Below are 18,678 nucleotides of genomic sequence, written 5' to 3' on the forward strand. Positions count from 1 at the left end.
TCGAATAGCGGACGGCGTCGTCTCACAGGATCGCTCTCGCCACATGAAACTCCGGTGCGCATATCCGTCCGGGGATGTTCACCGCCGAGGCTGGACCGTGCGCAAGTTCGATGGAACTATGAGCGCGCCAGCAGGTGGCCTTCGACCACCTCTGTAACTTCGCGGGGGGGGATTATGCGCGTCAGCACCCGTGTTCGCGCGGCCGCGGCTGCGCTCGCTGTTGTTGCGGGGAGCCTCACGTTCGCCGCGGCCGGGACCGGAACCGCTGCCGCTTCCGTAGCCGACTGTGGCCAGGTACTCGGGCCCATCCAGAGCATCAAGGCAGGCTCGCGGACGATCGGGCAGTTCTACCTTGCGTGGAATTCCTGCAGCAAGCAGGCGTACACCGAGGTCAACCTGTGGAACACCAACTATGTCAACCGCAACTGGCATTCCGGCCAGATCGACGTGAAGTCCAGCTCGGACCACAATTCGAACTCGGGGCCGCCGCAGCCGAATGTCGGTACGTGGTGGTGGGACTCCGGGTACATTCCGGTGACCGGCGTGCACAACAGCCGTCTCTACCACGGCAACTGGAACTTCGTCGCCGGTGGCCACTCGTGCTCCGGACAGACCCCTACTTGGAACTTCTCCATTGGCCACTACGACACCGACGGCATGTATTCGCACTGCAGCTGACGCCGACCAGCCGTGGGCGACCTGTTCTCTCCGAACAGGCCGCCCAGGTGTTGCCGTGGCGCCCGCTGCCCGGACTCCCGGCAACCGGCCGCCCTAACCGGACCCCGGCCCCTGACCCCGCCGGTCGACAACAGTGGGGCAAGATGCCGGCCACCACCCGTGAGGTCGACCGGACCCGCTACCGCCCGCACAGCTTTATCGGTCATACTGCCCGCCGTGGAGCACCGCATAGGTCACAACAGCCCGCCCGTGCACGCCGCCGGAACCGATCCGTCCTTCGTCCCCGGCCTGACCCCGCCATGCCCTGCTGAGGCGGAGGAGCAACCGCCGGTGCCGGCGGACGCCCTGCCGGACGCCTGCGCCGAATCAGAACCGCAAGCGGAAGCGGAAGCGGAAGCGGAAGCTGCCGCCGAGGAGGAACCGCAGCCGGTGGCCGACGGCCCGGTCTTCGAGGTGTCCGACCGGCGCGGATCGATCACCGTCGACGGCACCGGCGTCACCTTCCGGCTCGACGACGAGACCGCCGAGTTCGGCTGGCCGGAGATCGGAGCGGTGGAAATGAACACCCCCCGGTTCGGCCGCCGCCTCACCGTCACCGTGCACACCACCGGCCGCCGCAGCTACAACATCGACATCGAGGCACCCCGGCGGAACCTGCCCAAGCAGTGGACTGCGGACCTGGACACCGTGCTGGACTCCTACTTCCAGGACGCCGACGCCACAGGCTGACCTGCGCCTACGGCGCCGGTGTCCATGTGCCTCCGGACCGCTCGGAGGTGCGCCGGGGTAGCGGCGGTAGGTCACCGGTCGGGCTGTCGGAGTCATCAAACCGTCGAAGCGGTGGTGGAGGACTGCGGTTCGGGGTGGTGGACCGGGGCGGTCCCGCGCCGGCGGAATGCCTCGTCCCGGCCGGGCAGCCGGGCCAGCCGTCCGGCGAGGCGGTCCTTGAGCAGGTCGATCGCCTCCGGAACGGAGGCCGCAGCGGCCTGCACCCGTACCAACCGCCCGTCGAGATCGACCGTCGCCTCCGCCAGTGCAGGGCAGGCGGCCGAGGTGTCCCGGCGCCGGGTCAGTCTCACCCGCACCCCCAGCACAGGCTGTTGCCGGTAGCGGACCAGGGGCATGATCTTGTCGCGGGCTCGGGCGGCCGCCGCAGCGGGGACGTCCCCGCGCAGTTCCACTTCGATGTCCGTTCCGGGCCGGATCTGCATGGTGCTCATCGATGTCCTCCTCGGTGCTCCCTCAGCCTCCGTTCGGCCACCCGCTGCGGGGAAGGGCCCGAACGGGCACGTGCACTACCCCTTGGGTCCCTTTCCCCGGCCCCTTCGCCAGGCCCGGGGGCGGCACGGCAGGGACTCTCGGCCCATGGGCTGCCCGCCCATCCGGCGGTGTGATGACAGTCGGCCCGTCAGCCATCGAGGAGGTCTCATGCGCCAGCCCGCCCCGGACCCGGCTCGCCCCGCCGGCCGGTGTCCCGCGCTGCCCGACCGGATCCGCGCTGTGACGCTCGACATCGACTCCGTCCTCACCAGCCTGTCCAGACTCCAGGCCGCTGCCTGGGTCTCGGTCCTCGACGGCTACCTGGCGGGCCGCCGGCATGATCTGCAGATGGGGTTGTCCGGCCCGGAGACGGAACTCGACCGGCTCGTCGCCGGGCTTCCTGCCGCGCGCGCAGTGGGCGCCTTCCTCGAGTCGCACAGGGTCGAATTCCCCGACGCCCGCACCGCACAGCGGACCGCGAGGGCACTCGCACGACAGCAACAGGCCCTGGTCGACCTCCTGTTGCAGCGTTACGGCGTGGGCATCCGCCATGGCGCCGCCGACCTGCTGCGCGGCCTGCGCGCCGAGGGCATCGCCGTGGCCGCCGTCTCGGCGACCGCACGGGCCCGGAGGCTGCTGGACACGCGTCAACTGGTGCGCCTGGTCGACGTGGTGCTCGACGGCGACGACCGCAACCGGCTGCGTCTGCCGCCGAGGCCGGACCCCGCGCTGCTGCTGAGGGCGGCGCGGATGCTCCGTGCCCGGCCCGGCGAGACCGCCGCCGTGGACGCCTCGCCGAGCGGTATCGCCGCCGCCCGGCGAGGCGGGTTCGGCCGGATCATCGGCATCGCCGCCCCTGAAGACCTGAACGGCCTCACCAGGCTGTTCCACCAAGGCGCCGACCTCGTCGTCCACGACCTCGGCGAACTCCTCGGCACCCCGCGCGGGGTGCCTGCCGACGTGTGACGCTCCCCCGCCGGCCCACCGGACCGGCCGGTGTCACGCGTGTCGTCGACCGCCTCACCGTCGGGGCGGCACAGGCGGGTTGGAGGCGGTGACGGCCAGTACGTCGACCCCGTTCCACCAGCGGAAGCCGGGACGGGGGCCTGCAGGTCACAGGGCACCGTACGACGTGCAGTTGGCCTGGATGACACGGGGCGACGTCAGACCCTGCCGCCCGCGGCGGAGAACGTCTTCGGTGCCGGGTGCCGTCCTACCGGGCACCGCCGACGCGGGCGCGTACCGCCTCCACGGCCTCCCACTGCTCCGGTCCCAGGCTCGCCAGGGCGGCGGGGAAGAGTCCGTCCTGTTCCTTGAGGATGTGTTCGCGCAGCAGGGCCAGGGCGTCCAGCAGCTCGTCCGGCCAGTCGGGGTCGTCCGGGACCCCGACTGCGGCCTCGCCCAGGACGGCCTCGATGCGGCGGTGCTCCGCCTCCAGCCCGGCGATGTGGTCCGGGAACTCTCCGGCCATGGCCGGGAAGAGACCGTGCTCCTCCACTTCCGTATGCGGGGCCAGGACTGCGGCTATCCGCCGCGCACCCTCCGCCATGCCGGAGGTGTTCCCGTCGCGGTGGGCCGTGCGTACCACGCCGATGAGATTGACGACCGTCTCGTGTTCACGAGTCAGTTCGGCGATGGCGGCCAGGGACTGGCAGCCGCAGTATTCGCACATCCTCACTCTCCTTGGGGATCAGACCCTTGTCGGGTTCTGCAGACCGTCCGTACCTGTGTCCACGGGATCCGTCACCGTTCGCCGTCGATACGGTCCTTCCCTGCGGACCGTATGCGGGGAGCCGATCTTTCCACTTGGGCCGTGCAGTCCCTCTTTGACGGACCCCGTGTTCGCACATGTCGTGGCCTGCTCGTAGCAACGGCAGACGAGCCGGGCGAGGCGCGGGTGGTCGGCGAGCGGAGCCGTGACCGTCCACGCCCCGGTGTGCGGGAGGGCGCGGGTGAACCTGCCCGGCGCCAGCAGGTGGGCGACCACGGCGACCCGCTGGTGTCCGGCCGCGTGCAGACGGTCCACGGCCACGGGCACGGCAGGTTCGGATGTCGCGCAGTAGGCGGGCAGCACCGGTATGCGTCCGTGTTCCCCGTCGAGCAGAGCGCGCAGCTGCCGGGCCGCGGTCAACGCGGCGTCGTTGCCGTGGGGTTGCCGTGAACCCGCGGAGGCCAGCACCACCGCGTCGGCGCGGCCGCCCGCTCTGTGCTCCGCCTCGCGCAGGCGGTCGTACAGGGCGAGGGCGATCTCCTCCTCGCCGCTCAGCCCCGCTGTGAGCACGCAGTCCCGGCCGGCGGCCACGGCCGGGATGTCGACGGTCCGGTGGTAGCCGTCGCCGAGGAGGAGGGGAACGAGCACGGCGCCCGGACCCGCTGCGTCCAGGGCCTGCGGCAGGGACGGGGCCCGGTGGTCGAGGTGCCCGATCACGGGGCGTATCCCGCTGAGGCGGTGCACCGCGTCACGGAGCCGTTCGTTCGTCGCTGCCGCGGCGGGCACCGCGCTGCCGTGCACGGCCAGAACCAGCGGTGGGCGCACGCGGCTTCCTCCTCGGCGGGGATCGTTCCGGCCGGATGTGCGCGAGCGTCGCGCCGTGACCGTCCCGTGCCACGAGGCTACGTTCCCCGGGCCCGGGGCCGGGGCCGCCGGGAGGCTCCGCCGGAGGGCCGCACGGCCCCGTTCCGGCAGGACTTTCGGCCCCCTGCGGCTTCCCCGCGGCTCCGGACGGGGCCGGTCGGCCCGTAGGCAGGGACCTCCCGGCCCACCCTCTTGGGACCGTTCTGCGGCCTTCGGGCCGCGGCGTGCGGCCTAGCGTCGGAAGGGACGTACCCGACCTACTCGAATCGACGGAGCGTGACCGCATGGCCCGCACTCTGCTGCTCATCGGCCACGGCATGGTGGGCCAGCGCTTCCTGGAGGCGCTCGCCGAACGCGGGGCGATCACGGGCCCCGCCGCGGCGGCAGGAGCCTGGGAAGTCGTCGTCCTTGCGGAGGAGTTGCGTCCCGCCTACGACCGCGTGCACCTGTCGTCGGTCTTCGCCGGCACGGCCGCGGACGAACTCTCCCTCTGTGACGCCGACTTCCTCACCCGGCACGGCATCGACCTGCGCCTGGGCGATCCGGCCGAGCGCATCGACCGCGAGCGGCGCACCGTGACCACGGCCTCGGGGGCCACCGTCGCGTACGACGCACTGGTCCTCGCCACCGGGTCCTCCCCCTTCGTCCCCCCGGTCGGGGATGCCGACGCCCCCGGTTGCTTCACCTACCGCACCCTCGACGACGTCGAGAACCTGACCACGTACGCGCGTGCGCACGGCGCCGGCACCGGTGTCGTCGTCGGCGGCGGGCTGCTCGGTCTGGAGGCCGCCGGTGCGCTGCGCAGCCTCGGACTGGACACGCACGTCGTGGAGTTCGCGCCCCGGCTGATGCCCTTGCAGGTGGACGACGGGGGCGCGGCCGTGCTGCGTGCCACGATCGAGTCGATGGGTGTGACCGTGCACACGGGTGTCGGCGCGAGCGGCATCGAGACCGACGACGACGGGGTGACGCGGGGGCTGCGGCTGGGCGACGGCCGGATCCTCGGTGCCGATGTCGTGGTGTTCTCCGCCGGTGTGCGGCCCCGGGACAAACTCGCCCGTGAGGCGGGGCTGGCCGTCGGGGACCGTGGCGGTGTCGTCGTCGACGAGCACTGCCGTACCGGCGACCCGTGCGTCTACGCGATCGGTGAGTGCGCCCGGACCGTGGACGGCCAGGTGTACGGCCTGGTGGCTCCCGGATACCAGATGGCCGAGGTCGCAGCGGACGCCCTGGCGGGCACCGGCGGGTCCGTCTTCACCGGCGCGGACACGTCCACCAAGCTCAAGTTGCTGGGGGCCGATGTGGCCTCGTTCGGTGCCCCGTTCGCCGACAAGGACGGCGACGCCGTCTGCGTGGTCTTCTCCGACTCGCGCGAGGGCGTCTACAAGAAGCTGCTGCTCGGCCCGCAGGGGCAGCTGCTGGGCGGCGTCCTGGTCGGCGACACCGAGGCGTACGGCTCCCTCAAGCCGCAGGTGGACCGCGTCCTGCCGGCACCGCCGGAAGCCTACGTCGTACCGGCCGCAAGCTCCGGCACGCAGCTGCCGGGTACGGACGCACTGCCCGACGACGCCGTGATCTGTTCCTGCCACAACGTCACCAAGGGCGCGGTACGCACCGCCATCGCCGGCAACGCGCTCACCGACGTCGGCGGTATCAAGCGCTGCACCAAGGCGGGCACCGGATGCGGCGGCTGCATCACCTCCCTGCAGGCCCTGCTCGACACGGAACTGGAGGCTGCCGGGGTGCAGGTCCGCCGGGGCCTGTGCGAGCACTTCGAGCTGAGCCGCGCCGAGATCTTCGAGCGGATCCGCACCGAGCGCATCCGTTCCTTCACCGAACTGCTGGAGAAGTACGGCACGGGCGAGGGCTGCGCCGTGTGCAAGCCGGTCGTGGCCAATGCGCTGGGCTCGCTGGCGCCCGAGCTGGGTCTGGGGCACGTGCTCGACGGTGAGCAGGCCTCGTTGCAGGACTCCAACGACCTCTTCCTCGCCAACCTGCAGAAGGACGGGACGTATTCGGTCGTGCCGCGCATCCCCGGCGGCGAGATCACCCCGGAGAAGCTGATGGTGATCGCCGAGGTGGCCCGCGACTTCGGCCTCTATACGAAGATCACCGGCGGGCAGCGCATCGATCTGTTCGGCGCCCGCAAGCAGCAACTGCCGCTCATCTGGCGGAGGTTGGTCGATGCCGGGTTCGAGTCCGGGCATGCCTACGGCAAGTCGCTGCGCACCGTCAAGTCCTGCGTGGGCGCGAAGTTCTGCCGCTTCGGGCAGGGCGACTCGGTCCAGCTCGCGATCGACCTGGAGCTGCGCTACCGCGGGCTGCGCACCCCCCACAAGATCAAGGGCGGGGTCTCCGGGTGCCTGCGCGAGTGCGCGGAGGCCCGGGGCAAGGACATCGGCGTCATCGCCACGGCCGGCGGGTGGAACCTGTACGTCTGCGGCAACGGCGGGACCACTCCGCGCCACGCCGACCTGCTTGCGTCCGACCTGACCGCCGGAGAGCTGTTCCGGCTCGTCGACCGCTTCCTGATGTACTACCTGCGCACGGCCGAGCGGCTGGAGCGTACCGCTGCGTGGTGCGAGCGCATCGGCGGCGTGGACCGCCTCAAGTCCGTCCTGATCGACGATGCGCTGGGCATCTGCGCCGAGTTGGAGGCCCAGATGGACCGGCATGCGGCGGCGTACCTCGACGAGTGGCGGGCCGTGCTGGAAGACCCCGCGGCACTGGCACGATTCCAGCGGACCGGCGCCGGCCCGCAGTTCCTGGAGCCCGGCCGCGGCCGCCCTGCGGTGCTGCCGGACGGCACCGAGGCCGCGCTGTTCAAGGACCGGGCCGGAAAGGTGTACGCGGTCGGCAACCGTGACCCGTTCTCCGGTGCGGACGTGATCGCCGACGGCATCACGGGCAGCCGGGACGGGGTGCCGGTGGTCGCCTCGCCCATGTACAAGCAGGAGTTCGACCTGCGCACCGGCGCGTGCCTGGACGACCCCGAGGTGCGCTTGCCGGTTCACGCGGTTCCCGCCGGCCCCGGCTGCGGGCGCTGAAAAGGGTCGCGTGATGCCTGCTCTACAGGGCCGGAGCCCTGCGCGCGGGGCCCCACCAACCAGGAGGGGCCCCGCGCATCAGCCGGCGTCAGGCCGGGACGGTCACCTTCACCTCGCCGGGCTACTGGGTGGCAGGGGCCTTTCGGAGGCTCTTGAGAAGGATCACCGAGGCTGCCGTGACGGCCGTACCAGTCGCGATGGCCAGCAGGTAGAGCAGCGGCTGGCCGATCAGCGGGACCACGAAGATGCCGCCGTGCGGGGCCCGCAGACTGCAGCCGAGGGCCATCGACACGTGCCGTGACCGCACCGCCCGCCATCGCGGAGGGGATGACCCGCAGGGGATCTGCGGCGGCGAAGGGGATCGCGCCTTCGGTGATGAAGGAGGCGCCAAGCACCCAGGCCGCCTTGCCGTTCTCCCTCTCGGCCCTGCCCGCTCGGCCCTGGTGAAGAGCCGGCCGCACACGGTCGTAGCCAGCGCCATCGCCAGCGGCGGAACCATGCCAGCCGCCATCACCGCGGCCATCGCCTTCAGGCTGCCCTCGTTGGGGTGGGCGAGGCCTCCGACGGCGAAGGCGCAGGCAACCTTGTTCAAAGGGCCGCCGAGGTCGAAGCACATCATCAGGCCGAGGACGACGCCCAGGATGATCGCGTTGGCGCCGGAGAGGCCGGACAGCCAGTCGGTCAGGGCCTCCTGGAGCGCGGCGACCGGCTTGCCGATCACGAGGAACATCAGGAAGCCGACGACCGCCGAGGAGACCAGCGGGATCACGACGACCGGCATGATGCCGCGCAGCACCGGGGGGATGCGGACCTGCTGGATCGCCATCACCACCCGCCAGGAGACCGGCGATCAGGCCGCCGAGGAAGCCCGCGTTGATGGTGAGCGCGATGGCGCTGCCGACGAAGCCCGGGACCAGGCCGGGCCGGTCGGCCATGCCGTACGCGATGAACCCGGCCAGGACCGGGACGAGGAAGCCGAACGCCACGCCGCCGACCTGGAACAACAGGGCCGCCCAGCTCGTGGATTCCGTCCAGACGAAGTGTTCGGCGACGGACGGCGCCTTGTCGATCGTGTACCCGCCGATCGCGAAGGCGAGGGCGATGAGCAGACCTCCGGCGGCGACGAACGGCACCATTTGACGTGCTCCCTGGTCTACAGTCCAGGGGTTCCGGCCTGGGTCGTGTGACCCTTCCGGGGGCTTCCTGCTTCACCGCGCTGCGCAGGCACGTGTGCCCGTCTTACCGGCGCTCCACAGGCGTTTGGTGTCTCCGCCCGTCCGGCGGCGACGATACGGCGTCCTTCGAAGAGGACGTTGCGGGCTGCGTTACAGTCGCGGTCGTGCCTGGTGCCGCACGCGCCGCACATCCACTCCCGGACGTGCAGGGGTTTGGGGCCGTCCCGGAATCCGCAGGCCGAGCAGACCTGGGAGGACGGGAAAGCACGGTCCACCCTGGCGAAAGTACGGCCATGTTTGACTGCCTTGTACTCCAGCATGCTGATGAACGCGGACCATCCCGCGTCGTGCACCGACTTGGCGAGCCGGGTGCGGGCGAGGCCGGACACCGCGAGGTCCTCCACATACACCGCTTGGCTGTCGCGGATGATCTGTGTGGATGCCTTGTGGTGGAAGTCCCGGCGCCGGTCCGCCACCTTGGCGTGCTGGCGTGCGACTTTGATGCGGGCCTTGGCCCGGTTCTTCGATCCGTTGGCCTTGCGGGACAGCTCCCGCTGCAGACGCCGGAGCTTCTTCTCAGCCCGGCGCAGGAAGCGGGGGCTGTCGATCCTGCTGCCGTCGGACAAGACGGCGAAGGCGGACAAGCCGAGGTCGATACCGGCATCGATGCCCGACTCGGGGAGGATGTCCGGTTCGGTGTCCACGACGAAGCTGAGGAAGTACCGGCCGCAGCTGTCCTTGGTGACGGTCAGGGACGTGGGCGCGGCCGGAAGCCGCCGAGACCACCTGAGCTTGAGACGGCCGACCTTCGCCACGTACACTGTACCGTCGCCCTGAAGGGAGAAGGCGCTGATGGTGAGCCGGATCGACTGCCGGGGGTCCTTCTTCGACTTGTAGCGGGGAGGGCCGACCTTGCGGCCCTCCCGCCTGCCCTTGAGACTGTCGAAGAAGTTCTTGTACGCGGTGTCCAGATCCCGCAACGACTGCTGCAGGACGACCGCCGATACCTCGGCGAGCCAGGCGCGTTCCTCGGTGCGCTTGGCCTGAGTGATGCGGACCCGGGACAGCTCGGCCGACGTCACATATGCCAGCCCCGCCGCATGCGCTTCCTTCCGGTCACGCAGGCAGTCGTTCCACACCACACGGGCACACCCGAACGCCCTTGCCAACGCACGGCACTGAGCGGCGTCCGGGTAGACCCGGTAGTTGTAGCGGAGCTGCATGACCGGGATCCTACTGCGATTGGCCTCACGGACGAGCAGAACGACCACATACGGGGAAGACACGTAGTTCCGGCCATGCTGTGCACTTGGTCCTCGTGACGAAGCACCGGAGCGGGGTGTTCAACGACGAAATGCTGATGCACTGCGAAGAGATCACGCGCAATGTGCGCGAGAACTCAAAGCGAAACCGAAGAACTTCAACAGCGAACGCGACCACGTCCACCTCCTGATCAACTACCCACCCAAGGGCGCCGTCTCCAAGCTGGTCAACAGCCTCAAGGGCGTCTCCACTCGCCGACTGCGCCAGGGGTTCACCGGATGCGTCAACCGTGCCACCATGCACCTGTGGTCGCCCTCGTATTTCGAGGCATCCCGTGACGGAGCACCGTTAGCGATCATCCACCCAGTACATCGAGCAGCAACATCGTCCGCCTTTAAGCGCACGTCAGAGCAGTCTTGAGACGCATTCATCCCCGACGCGAACGCCAGGGTTTCCTGCATAGGTCCCATAACTGACGCCACTCATCAGCCACTTGCGCAGTCGGGTGCCGAAGCCGTCGGCCTCGTCGCTGCCCTTGTCCATCGGCGCGGTGGTGGCGCGCGCCGGGGCACTCGCGTCGCCGCGACCGGCCTTCTCCCCTACCTCGGCGATGAGTTCGAGCGGCGCCGCTTCAGTCTGGTCTTCGGCGGCCGGTACCTCGTCCGGCTCCGCACTGTCGGCCGCTTCCGCCGCCGGTTCGTCGCCGCGGATCAGGGCGGCGGCGCGCGCCGGGTCGGTCGCCGAGCGCAGCGCGCCGGTGAATGCCTCGTCCATCAGGTGGCGGGCGAGCGACGCGAGGATCGTCAGGTGGTCCGCGTCGCCGCCCGTGGGGGCCGCGATCAGGAAGATCAGGTCGGCCGGGCCGTCCGGCGCTCCGAAGTCGATGCCGGTGGTGCTGCGTCCGAAGGCCAGCGTCGGCTCCGTGACGTGCGCACTGCGGCAGTGCGGGATGCCGATGCCGCCGTCCAGGCCGGTCGGCATCTGGGCCTCGCGTGCGGCCACGTCCGCGAGGAAGCCCTCCAGGTCGGTGACGCGGCCGAGCGCGGCCATGCGCTCGGCCAGGGACCGGGCGGCGGCTTCCTTGGTTTCTGCGGACAGGCCGAGGTCGACCAGTTCCGCGGTGATCAACTCACTCATCGCGGGCTCCCTTGCACGCGGACCGCTGTGGGCGGTGGGGGTGGGACGGAGGGTGGCAGGGGATCGGGGGCCGGGGCCGGCCGGGTCAGGTGGGCCCGGTGTGCGGGACGGCGGGTCCGGCCGGCGGTGGGTCCGGCTGCGGGCGGCGGGGTTTCCGGCTCCGGCTCGGCGGCGTCCGGTCGGCCGGTCCTCCCGGGCCGGCGCGGCCTCGCGCGGTCACGGGACCGGCTCGGTCAGCGGGCGGGCGAGGGGGACGTCGTCCGTCGTACTGACCGCCGTCGGCGTCAGGTCGGCCGGGGCCGGCATGAGGCTGCCGGGCAGTTGGACGGCAGCCGCACCGTAGGCGACCGCGGCGGCCAGTGCCCGTACGCCTGTGCCGCCGGCCACGAGGAATCCGGCCAGCGAGGCGTCGCCTGCACCGACGTTGCTGCGGACGGTGGCGACGGGGGCGCTGGCGAAGTGTGCGCCGTCGTCGTCGACCAGCAGCTGTCCGTCGGCGCCCAGCGAGGCCAGTACGGCGCGGGCGCCCGACGCGCGCAGCTCCTCGGCGGCCTTGACGGCATCGCCCAGGGTCGCGAGCGGGCGTCCGACGGCCTGTGCCAGTTCCTCGGCGTTCGGCTTGACGACGTCCGGGCGTTCGCGCAGCGCCGCGGTCAGCGACGGGCCGGAGGTGTCCAGGGCGATACGGGCGCCCGCCCGGTGTGCCCGTGCGACGAGCTCCGCGTACCACTCGGGCGGCAGGCCGGGCGGCAGGCTGCCGCAGCAGGCGACCCAGTCGGCGCCTTCGGAACGTTCGCCGACCGTCGCCAGCAGTGCCTCCGACTCGGCGGCGGTCAGCTCCGGCCCGGTGGCGTTGATCTTCGTGAGAGTGCCGCCGGGCTCGACGACCGAGATGTTGGAACGGGTCTGGCCGGTCACCGGCACGCCCGCCACCTCGATACCTTCGGCGCCCAGCAGTCCGGCCAGCGCGGCGCCCGCGGGGCCGCCCAGCGGCATCACCGCGAGGGTGTGGTGTCCGGCCGCGGCAACGGCCCGCGAGACGTTGACGCCCTTGCCGCCCGGGTCGATGCGGTCGGCGGTGGCCCGGAGCACGGCCCCGCGGTCCAGCGCCGGGATCTCGTACGTGCGGTCCAGGCTCGGGTTCGGGGTGACGGTGAGGATCATGCGCGCACTACTTCCGTGCCCGCGCGCTCGATGGCGAGGGCGTCGTCGGGGCTCAGTCCGGTGTCGGTGATGAGCAGGTCCACGTCCGACAGCTCGCCGAAGCGGGCGAAGTGCTGCTGCCCGGACTTGGCGGAGTCGGCGAGGAGGACGACCCGGCGGGCGGCGGCGATCAGCGCCCGCTTGACCGCGGCCTCCGCGAGGTCCGGGGTGGTCAGGCCGCCTTCGAGGGAGAAGCCGTTGGTGGCGAGGAACACCACGTCGGCGTTGATCTCCCGGTAGGCGCGCAACGCCCAGTCGTCGACGGCGGCGCGCGTACGGTGCCGGATCCGGCCGCCGACGAGGTGCAGGGTGAGCCCGGGGCAGTCGGCCAGCCGGGCGGCGACCGGCAGGCCGTGCGTGACGACGGTCAGCTCGGCCTCCGGCGGAATCCCGGCGGCGAGCCTGGCACACGTCGTGCCGGCGTCCAGGATCACGCTGCCCCTGTCGCCGGGCAGTTCGGCCAGCGCGGCGCGGGCGATGCGCTGCTTCTCGTCGGCGGCGACGGCGTCCCGCTCGGCGAGATCCGGCTCGAAGTCCAGCCGGCCGGCCGGGATGGCGCCGCCGTGCACCCTGCGCACCAGACCGGCGCGGTCCAGAGCCTTCAGATCGCGCCGTACCGTCTCGGCGGTGACCTGGAACGTCTCCGCGAGGGACAGCACATCCACCCGCCCGCTCTCACGGGCGAGCCGCAGGATCTCCTGTTGGCGCTCCGGTGCGTACATCAGGTTTGTGTCCGTTCCATGCCCGAACCTGTGGTTTCGCGGACACACTACGCCAGGACATCCGCAAAGTAAACACAAACGGGTGTCGGGTGGACTCAAACAGACATCGCGGCGGACGCGGGGCCAGGAGGCGGACTCCCCTCGACACGGCCGCCGAGGGGCGCGCGCCGGGACGCGGCCGCCTCAGATCAACAGTGCTCGTCCAGCTCCGTGAGCAGCGAGGGATTGACGACGTGCACGATGGCCTCGATGTCGTCCCGGTCCGCGGCCGGCCACAACACGGCACGCGCGGCGCGGTACTTCGTCGCGAGGCGCTCGCGCTTCTCCTGCGGCAGCCGGGCGGCCCGTTCGGGGCGGGAGTTGTGCGCGTTGTCGGCGATCTTCACGAGTGTCGCCTGCCCGTCGCCGGTGATCCGCCGGATCTTCTCGGCGTACGTCAGGCCCGCCTCGTTGGTGACCGCTTCGACGATCCGGACGACCCGGGGCGGGACACCGGCGGCACGCAGACGCTCGGCGGTCCAGTCGGTGTCCTCGATGACGTCGTGCAGCAGCCCGGCCATGACGAGTTCGTCACCGAAGGGCGCGAGGCCCGCGGCAACCGCACGTACGTGCTCGATGTACGGCACACCGATCTTGTCGACCTGTCCGGTGTGCGCGTCGTGCGCCAGGGCCTCGACTTCTCGGACGGATTTCATGGTGTGCTCCTTTGCCGGCCGTGCTGTTCGGGGTCTGCCCGGCGACTGTATGCTGGACCGTTCAGCAGGTGGGCTGCCCATTGCCGGCGCTGGAGTCGGCGCCGCGCACCACGGGCGCAACGGCCGGAGGCGGCGTACCGCCCCCGGCTTCCGGTCAGCGGGTGGCGAGGAGTTCGAGTGTGTCGATCACGCGGTTCGAGAAGCCCCACTCGTTGTCGTACCACGCGACCACCTTGACGTGGCGGCCGTCGACGCGGGTGAGGGCCGAGTCGAAGATCGACGAGGCGGGATTGCCCGTGATGTCGGACGACACGAGCGGGTCGTCCGAGTACTCGAGGATGCCGGCGAGCGGCCCCTCCGCTGCGGTGCGGTACGCCGCCAGGACGTCGTCGCGTGTCACGTCGCGGGCGACGGTCGTGTTGAGTTCGACGATCGAGCCCACCGGCACCGGTACGCGGATCGAGTCGCCCGACAGCTTGCCGTCGAGGTTCGGCAGCACCAGGCCGATCGCCTTGGCGGCGCCGGTCGTGGTCGGCACGATGTTGACGCCGGCGGCCCGGGCGCGGCGGGCGTCGCGGTGCGGACCGTCCTGCAGGTTCTGCTCCTGCGTGTAGGCATGCACCGTCGTCATGAACCCGTGCTCGATACCGGCGAGTTCGTCGAGGACCGCGGCCAGCGGCGCGATTGCGTTGGTGGTGCAGGAGGCGTTCGAGACGACCGTGTGCACGGCCGGGTCGTAGGCGTCGGTGTTGACCCCGAACGCGAGCGTGACGTCGGCCCCGTCCGACGGCGCACTGACGAGCACCTTCTTCGCACCCGCGTCGAGGTGGGCACGGGCCGCCTTGGCCGAGGTGAAGCGGCCGGTGGCCTCCAGGACGATGTCGACGCCGAGTTCGGCCCACGGCAGCTGCGCCGGCTCGCGCTCGGCCAGCACCGTGATCCGACGGCCGTCGACGACGAGGGCGTCCCCGTCGACGGTCACCGGGCGCCCGAGCCGGCCGGCCGTGCTGTCGTAGGCGAGCAGCCGGGCGAGCGTGGCGGGCTCCGTCAGGTCGTTGACGGCGACGATCTCGAGGGCGCTGTCGCGCTCCAGCAGTGCGCGCAGCACATTGCGTCCGATGCGGCCGAATCCGTTGATGGCGATGCGAGTCATGTGTGTGTTGTCCCTTCCCTTCGCCACCAGGCTCGCCCGCGGCTCGCGCCGCGGACAGTGGCGGGATCGCCACGGTTCGAAAGGATCGCGCCACGATCGCGCCACGCGGCGCCGGGCGGGTCATTCGCCCCGGGTGAAGGTGCGCCGGTACTCGCTCGGGGTGGTGCCGAGGATGCGCTGGAAGTGCAGGCGCAGGTTCGCGCCGGTGCCGAGGCCGACGTCGGCGGCGATCTGCTCGACGCTGCGCTGCGAGCGTTCGAGCAGTTCGCGGGCCAGGTCGATGCGGGCGCGCATCACCCACTGCATCGGCGTGTAGCCGGTCTCCTCGACGAAGCGCCGGGAGAACGTGCGCGGCGAGACGCCGGCCTGCCGCGCCAGTATGTCGAGGGTGAGGGGCTCGCCGAGCCGGTGCAGCGCCCACTCGCGGGTGGCGCCGAAGCGCTCGCCGAGCGGCTCGGGAACGCTGTGCGGCACGTACTGGGCCTGGCCGCCGCTGCGGTAGGGGGCGGCGACCAGGCGGCGGGCCGCGTGGTTGGACGCGGCCACACCGAGGTCACCGCGCAGGATGTGCAGGCACAGGTCGATGCCGGAGGCGGCGCCGGCCGAGGTGAGCACGCCGCCCTCGTCGACGAACAGCACGTTCTCGTCGACCTGGACGAGCGGATGCCTGGCCGCGAGGGCTCGTGTGTAGTGCCAGTGCGTCGTGGCGCGCCTGCCGTCGAGCAGGCCCGTGGCGGCGAGCGCGAAGGCACCCGTCGAGATGGCGGCGAGCCGCGCGCCCCGGTCGTGGGCGGCGATCAGTGCGTCGACGACGGCCTGCGGCGGGTCGTCGCGGTCCGGATGCCGGTAGCCGGGAACGAAGACGATGTCGGCCCACGCCAGCGCGTCGAGACCGTGGGCGACGGAGTACGACAGGCCGTCGCCGCCGGTCACGAGACCGGGTGCCGCCCCGCACACCCGCACCTCGTACGGCATGCTCGCGCGGGTCGTGAACACCTGCGCGGGAATGCCGACATCGAGCGGCTTCGCACCTTCGAGCACGAGGACGGCGACGCGATACAGGCGGGAGGCTGGCACAGGAAGAGGTTACGTGGGGCGTGACCTTGAGACGCCCACTGCGCGGACCGGGCAGACGACACAAACATGGTTGGTGCTACCGGCGGGCCGCGGTGTCGGAGGGCAGCTCGTGGAAACAGCCGCGGTGGTCGCCGGCGAAGCGGCCCAGGTGGGAGATGCCCCATCGATAGGCGATGGCGCCGACGTTGTCAGTCAGTGATTGAGTCACGACCACCGGGGACCCGCGTATCACTATGACTGTCAGTAGTGGTGAGGATGTCCTGACGGATCCGGTCCAGCCGCAGGTTGCGTACGTGCGACATGGGCGACAGGCCGAGCCGGTCGCGGAATGCGGAGGTGATGGTCCGCGGGGCGCAGTCGGCCGCCTTGGCGATGTCGCCGAGGGCGATGCGCCCGGCGATGTTGGCTTCGATGAACGCCAGGGCTGCGCGCAAGGAGCGCGGGTGGCCGGGTTGAGGGTCGTCTCGGAGCTTGTCGGTGTGCGCACGGGGATCGGCCCGCGGGCCTCGATCTTGCGGTGCCGGCGTGTGGCGACGCCGGCGGAGACCTCGACCACGCGGCCCTCGTTGTCGAAGAAGCGGACCGCGTAGCCGCCCCGGGAGTGTCCAGCGGTTTCGGCTCGTGCACCAATCGCACGCCCTGGGCGATCAGTTGTAAGGCCAGGGTGTCGACGTCGTCGGTATCACCGGCACCGAAGGCGATGAGGTCGGTGCGTTTGTGGGCGTCCTCGCGCAGTCGCACCACGTACTGCTCCGGGGAGCCTTCGGCCGCCAAGAATGAGACACCCGTGTCGGCTGCGGTCTCCGTCAGGCCCCACAGCTCGGTGTAGAAGCGGCGCTGCTCGGCGAAGTTGGGCATGGCGACATCGATGTGCCGCAGGTGGGTGATCAGGCTGCTGTTGCTCATGGTGAGTGCACTCCCTTGGACGTGCGTTCAACTCGGTCGGGTGCCTGGTCCGGCTCGGTCGCATACGAACAGCCGCCGCGGCCGGCTACGCGGGCTCGGCCATGAGGCGGTGACAGGCGTCGACCAGCAGATGCGCTTCGTCGTGCCGCTGGGCCTGTTCCAGAGCGGCGATGGCCACCGAGGCCTCCACCAGCGTTCGGCACCGTTGTGCGCGTCGGCTCACGAACGCCTTGAGCCCCGTGCCGACCGACGCGTGCCGCCCCAGCTCTTCGGCCAGCACGAGGCCGTCCTCGATGGCCAGGGCCGCGCCACTGGCCATCTGTGGTGCGGGGGCGTGGGCGGCGTCGCCGATGACCACGCCGCTGCCGCGGCTCCCGTCGCCCTGGAGGAAGTGCGTCTGCACCGGGCGGCGCACCACTGACTCGCACGCGGACACCAGCGGGGCGAGCTCCGCCGCCCGGCCGGGGAAGGGCTCCAGCAACTGTCCCAGGCGCGGGGCGAGTTCGGTGTCCGGGAGGATGCTCTGCCTCACCCCGTTCTCCGTCAGGAAGACGTACGCGTGATTGTCCGAGAGGGGTACGAGTCCCGCCGTATTGACCTTGCCGGCGAACTGATGGATTCCGGTGCCCCACGACGGGCGCTGCACCAGCGCCCGCCACACCATCTGCCCGTGATAGCCGAGCGAGGTCCGAAGGCCCAGCAATTCCCGTGCCGAGGAACGGATCCCGTCCGCTCCGACGACGAGCGCGGCCTGTCTCTCGGTTCCGTCCGACAGCCGCGCGCGGACCGGCTCCGCCTTCTGGTCCACCGCCACGACGGTCAGTCCGTGGTGCACCACCACGCCGCGCCGCTCGGCTTCCGTGTGCAGGATGCGGTGCAGTACGGGGCGTGCGATGCCGGCCATCGCCGGCCGCCGCGCACCGATCAGACGCGGCAGCTGGACCTGGTACGCGGGTTCGCCGTGCACGTCCACATGCATCATCACGCTCATGCCGTGCCCCTCGGCCAGACATGCGTCCGCAAGCCCCAACTCCGCCAGCGCGCGCAGCGAAGGTCCGGTCAGGCACAGCCCCCAGCCGGAAGTCGTTCTTGACGGGCCGGCCTCGACGATCTCGACCCGCCACCCCGTGCGTGCGAGGGCAGTGGCCGCCGTCAGACCGGCGGCACCCGCACCCACGATCAGGGCTGTCCGCACACCGCGATAGCCGTCCATGTACGCCTCCAGAGCACTGATTTCTCCGGAACCGTAGGATCCGTCGGCCCTCCACCCTGTCCGCATCGGGCGGCGACCATCCGCTGTCGGCAATCAGTCGTCAGGCCCGGGGCTCTGTCAGGGCTCTGGTCCGCCAGGGGACCGGGAGGCGCGCTACCGGCGGACCGCCGAGATCAGTCCGCCGGGCCGCTCCCCGCCCTGCGGCGGAATGCTGATCGGGCGGCCGTAGGCGGCAGCGCGCTCGCGCAGGGTGTGACTGTCGGCCTCCCAGCCGTGCCCGGCCGGCCAGCCCACCGGGTCGTCGGGCATCTCCGAGACCCACAGGGACGCCGCCGATCCCGGCACGGCATCCGCACCGAACGCTCGATCACACCGCGCGAGCCCAACGTCAGCCCCATCCGACTGCCCGCCGCCGACTGCGCACCGATCCGCGCCAGCAGCAACTCACCGCATCCTCGGGCAGAGAAGGGCCACAGGCCGCCGGCGGTGGCGAAGGCCTGCACCAGCGGGTCGCGGAACAGCGCGTCCTCCCGCCCGGTCTCCAGCGCCCGCACCCTCACGAGGTTGCGGTGCC

At 71.3% G+C, this 18,678-nt stretch carries 16 protein-coding genes and 4 pseudogenes; 5 read left to right on the forward strand and 15 right to left on the reverse strand.

Features of this window, described 5'->3' with window-relative positions; all coding sequences use genetic code 11:
- Positions 1-174: 174 nt before the first annotated feature.
- Together ACLHRZ_RS00225 and ACLHRZ_RS00230 are read left to right on the forward strand one after the other, a co-directional pair.
- Complete coding sequence (locus ACLHRZ_RS00225; protein ID WP_490416087.1) at positions 175-678, forward strand: hypothetical protein; 504 nt, start codon at positions 175-177, stop codon at positions 676-678.
- 216 nt (positions 679-894) lie between these two features.
- Positions 895-1,407, forward strand: coding sequence for a hypothetical protein (locus ACLHRZ_RS00230; protein WP_490416088.1), 513 nt, complete (start codon positions 895-897; stop codon positions 1,405-1,407).
- Positions 1,408-1,502: 95 nt separating this feature from the next.
- On the opposite strand, the gene ACLHRZ_RS00235 is transcribed toward ACLHRZ_RS00230, so the two are convergent.
- Positions 1,503-1,898, reverse strand: coding sequence for an HPF/RaiA family ribosome-associated protein (locus tag ACLHRZ_RS00235; RefSeq protein ID WP_490416089.1), 396 nt, complete (start codon positions 1,896-1,898; stop codon positions 1,503-1,505).
- A 208-nt stretch (positions 1,899-2,106) separates the two neighbouring features.
- Here ACLHRZ_RS00235 and ACLHRZ_RS00240 point away from each other — a divergent pair, with 208 nt between their 5' ends.
- Positions 2,107-2,904, forward strand: a complete 798-nt coding sequence (locus ACLHRZ_RS00240; RefSeq protein ID WP_490416090.1) for an HAD family hydrolase — start codon at positions 2,107-2,109, stop codon at positions 2,902-2,904.
- 247 nt (positions 2,905-3,151) lie between these two features.
- Here the strand turns inward: ACLHRZ_RS00240 and ACLHRZ_RS00245 are convergent, their stop codons facing one another.
- Positions 3,152-3,610: a hemerythrin domain-containing protein gene (locus ACLHRZ_RS00245; protein ID WP_490416091.1), complete on the reverse strand. Its 459-nt coding sequence runs from the start codon at positions 3,608-3,610 to the stop codon at positions 3,152-3,154.
- Between the two features lie 18 nt (positions 3,611-3,628).
- Positions 3,629-4,474 carry a sirohydrochlorin chelatase gene (locus ACLHRZ_RS00250; protein ID WP_490416092.1) on the reverse strand — a complete coding sequence of 282 codons (846 nt, stop codon included), beginning with the start codon at positions 4,472-4,474 and terminating at the stop codon, positions 3,629-3,631.
- A gap of 323 nt (positions 4,475-4,797) precedes the next feature.
- Here ACLHRZ_RS00250 and nirB point away from each other — a divergent pair, with 323 nt between their 5' ends.
- Positions 4,798-7,560, forward strand: coding sequence for a nitrite reductase large subunit NirB (gene nirB / locus ACLHRZ_RS00255; RefSeq protein WP_490416093.1), 2,763 nt, complete (start codon positions 4,798-4,800; stop codon positions 7,558-7,560).
- Between the two features lie 121 nt (positions 7,561-7,681).
- On the opposite strand, the pseudogene ACLHRZ_RS00260 reads toward nirB, so the two are convergent.
- Both ACLHRZ_RS00260 and ACLHRZ_RS00265 read right to left on the reverse strand, forming a co-directional pair.
- Positions 7,682-8,708, reverse strand: a pseudogene (locus tag ACLHRZ_RS00260) (PTS fructose transporter subunit IIC); the annotation flags it as partial.
- A 5-nt stretch (positions 8,709-8,713) separates the two neighbouring features.
- Complete coding sequence (locus ACLHRZ_RS00265) at positions 8,714-9,958, reverse strand: RNA-guided endonuclease InsQ/TnpB family protein (protein ID WP_490416094.1); 1,245 nt, start codon at positions 9,956-9,958, stop codon at positions 8,714-8,716.
- 75 nt (positions 9,959-10,033) lie between these two features.
- On the opposite strand from ACLHRZ_RS00265, the pseudogene tnpA reads away from it, so the two are divergent.
- A pseudogene (gene tnpA / locus ACLHRZ_RS00270) lies at positions 10,034-10,389 on the forward strand (IS200/IS605 family transposase); the annotation flags it as partial.
- A gap of 77 nt (positions 10,390-10,466) precedes the next feature.
- On the opposite strand, the pseudogene ACLHRZ_RS00275 reads toward tnpA, so the two are convergent.
- From ACLHRZ_RS00275 to ACLHRZ_RS00320, 10 genes and pseudogenes are all read right to left on the reverse strand, one after another.
- Positions 10,467-11,135 (reverse strand): annotated as a pseudogene (locus ACLHRZ_RS00275) (PTS sugar transporter subunit IIA); the annotation flags it as partial.
- Positions 11,136-11,351: 216 nt separating this feature from the next.
- Positions 11,352-12,299 (reverse strand): 1-phosphofructokinase, encoded by a 948-nt coding sequence (gene pfkB / locus ACLHRZ_RS00280; RefSeq protein ID WP_490416095.1) that lies wholly within the window; start codon positions 12,297-12,299, stop codon positions 11,352-11,354.
- Positions 12,296-13,060, reverse strand: coding sequence for a DeoR/GlpR family DNA-binding transcription regulator (locus tag ACLHRZ_RS00285; RefSeq protein ID WP_490416096.1), 765 nt, complete (start codon positions 13,058-13,060; stop codon positions 12,296-12,298). The genes pfkB and ACLHRZ_RS00285 overlap by 4 nt, the downstream gene beginning before the upstream one ends.
- A 188-nt stretch (positions 13,061-13,248) precedes the next feature.
- The gene (locus ACLHRZ_RS00290) at positions 13,249-13,755 is read right to left on the reverse strand and encodes an HD domain-containing protein (protein ID WP_490416097.1); all 507 of its coding nucleotides are present in this window, start codon (positions 13,753-13,755) and stop codon (positions 13,249-13,251) included.
- A 154-nt stretch (positions 13,756-13,909) separates the two neighbouring features.
- Complete coding sequence (gene gap / locus ACLHRZ_RS00295) at positions 13,910-14,908, reverse strand: type I glyceraldehyde-3-phosphate dehydrogenase (RefSeq protein WP_490416098.1); 999 nt, start codon at positions 14,906-14,908, stop codon at positions 13,910-13,912.
- A gap of 120 nt (positions 14,909-15,028) precedes the next feature.
- Positions 15,029-15,985: a GlxA family transcriptional regulator gene (locus ACLHRZ_RS00300; RefSeq protein WP_490416099.1), complete on the reverse strand. Its 957-nt coding sequence runs from the start codon at positions 15,983-15,985 to the stop codon at positions 15,029-15,031.
- Positions 15,986-16,061: 76 nt separating this feature from the next.
- Positions 16,062-16,193, reverse strand: coding sequence for a hypothetical protein (locus tag ACLHRZ_RS00305; protein ID WP_490416100.1), 132 nt, complete (start codon positions 16,191-16,193; stop codon positions 16,062-16,064).
- Positions 16,174-16,419 carry a hypothetical protein gene (locus ACLHRZ_RS00310; protein ID WP_490416101.1) on the reverse strand — a complete coding sequence of 82 codons (246 nt, stop codon included), beginning with the start codon at positions 16,417-16,419 and terminating at the stop codon, positions 16,174-16,176. The genes ACLHRZ_RS00305 and ACLHRZ_RS00310 overlap by 20 nt, the downstream gene beginning before the upstream one ends.
- Positions 16,420-16,976: 557 nt before the next feature.
- On the reverse strand, positions 16,977-18,104 hold the full coding sequence (locus ACLHRZ_RS00315) for an FAD-dependent monooxygenase (protein WP_490416102.1): 1,128 nt from the start codon (positions 18,102-18,104) through the stop codon (positions 16,977-16,979).
- A 153-nt stretch (positions 18,105-18,257) separates the two neighbouring features.
- Positions 18,258-18,553 (reverse strand): annotated as a pseudogene (locus ACLHRZ_RS00320) (SAM-dependent methyltransferase); the annotation flags it as partial.
- Between the last annotated feature and the right edge of the window lie 125 nt (positions 18,554-18,678).

It is taken from the genome of Streptomyces sp. AM25, from assembly GCF_058146165.1.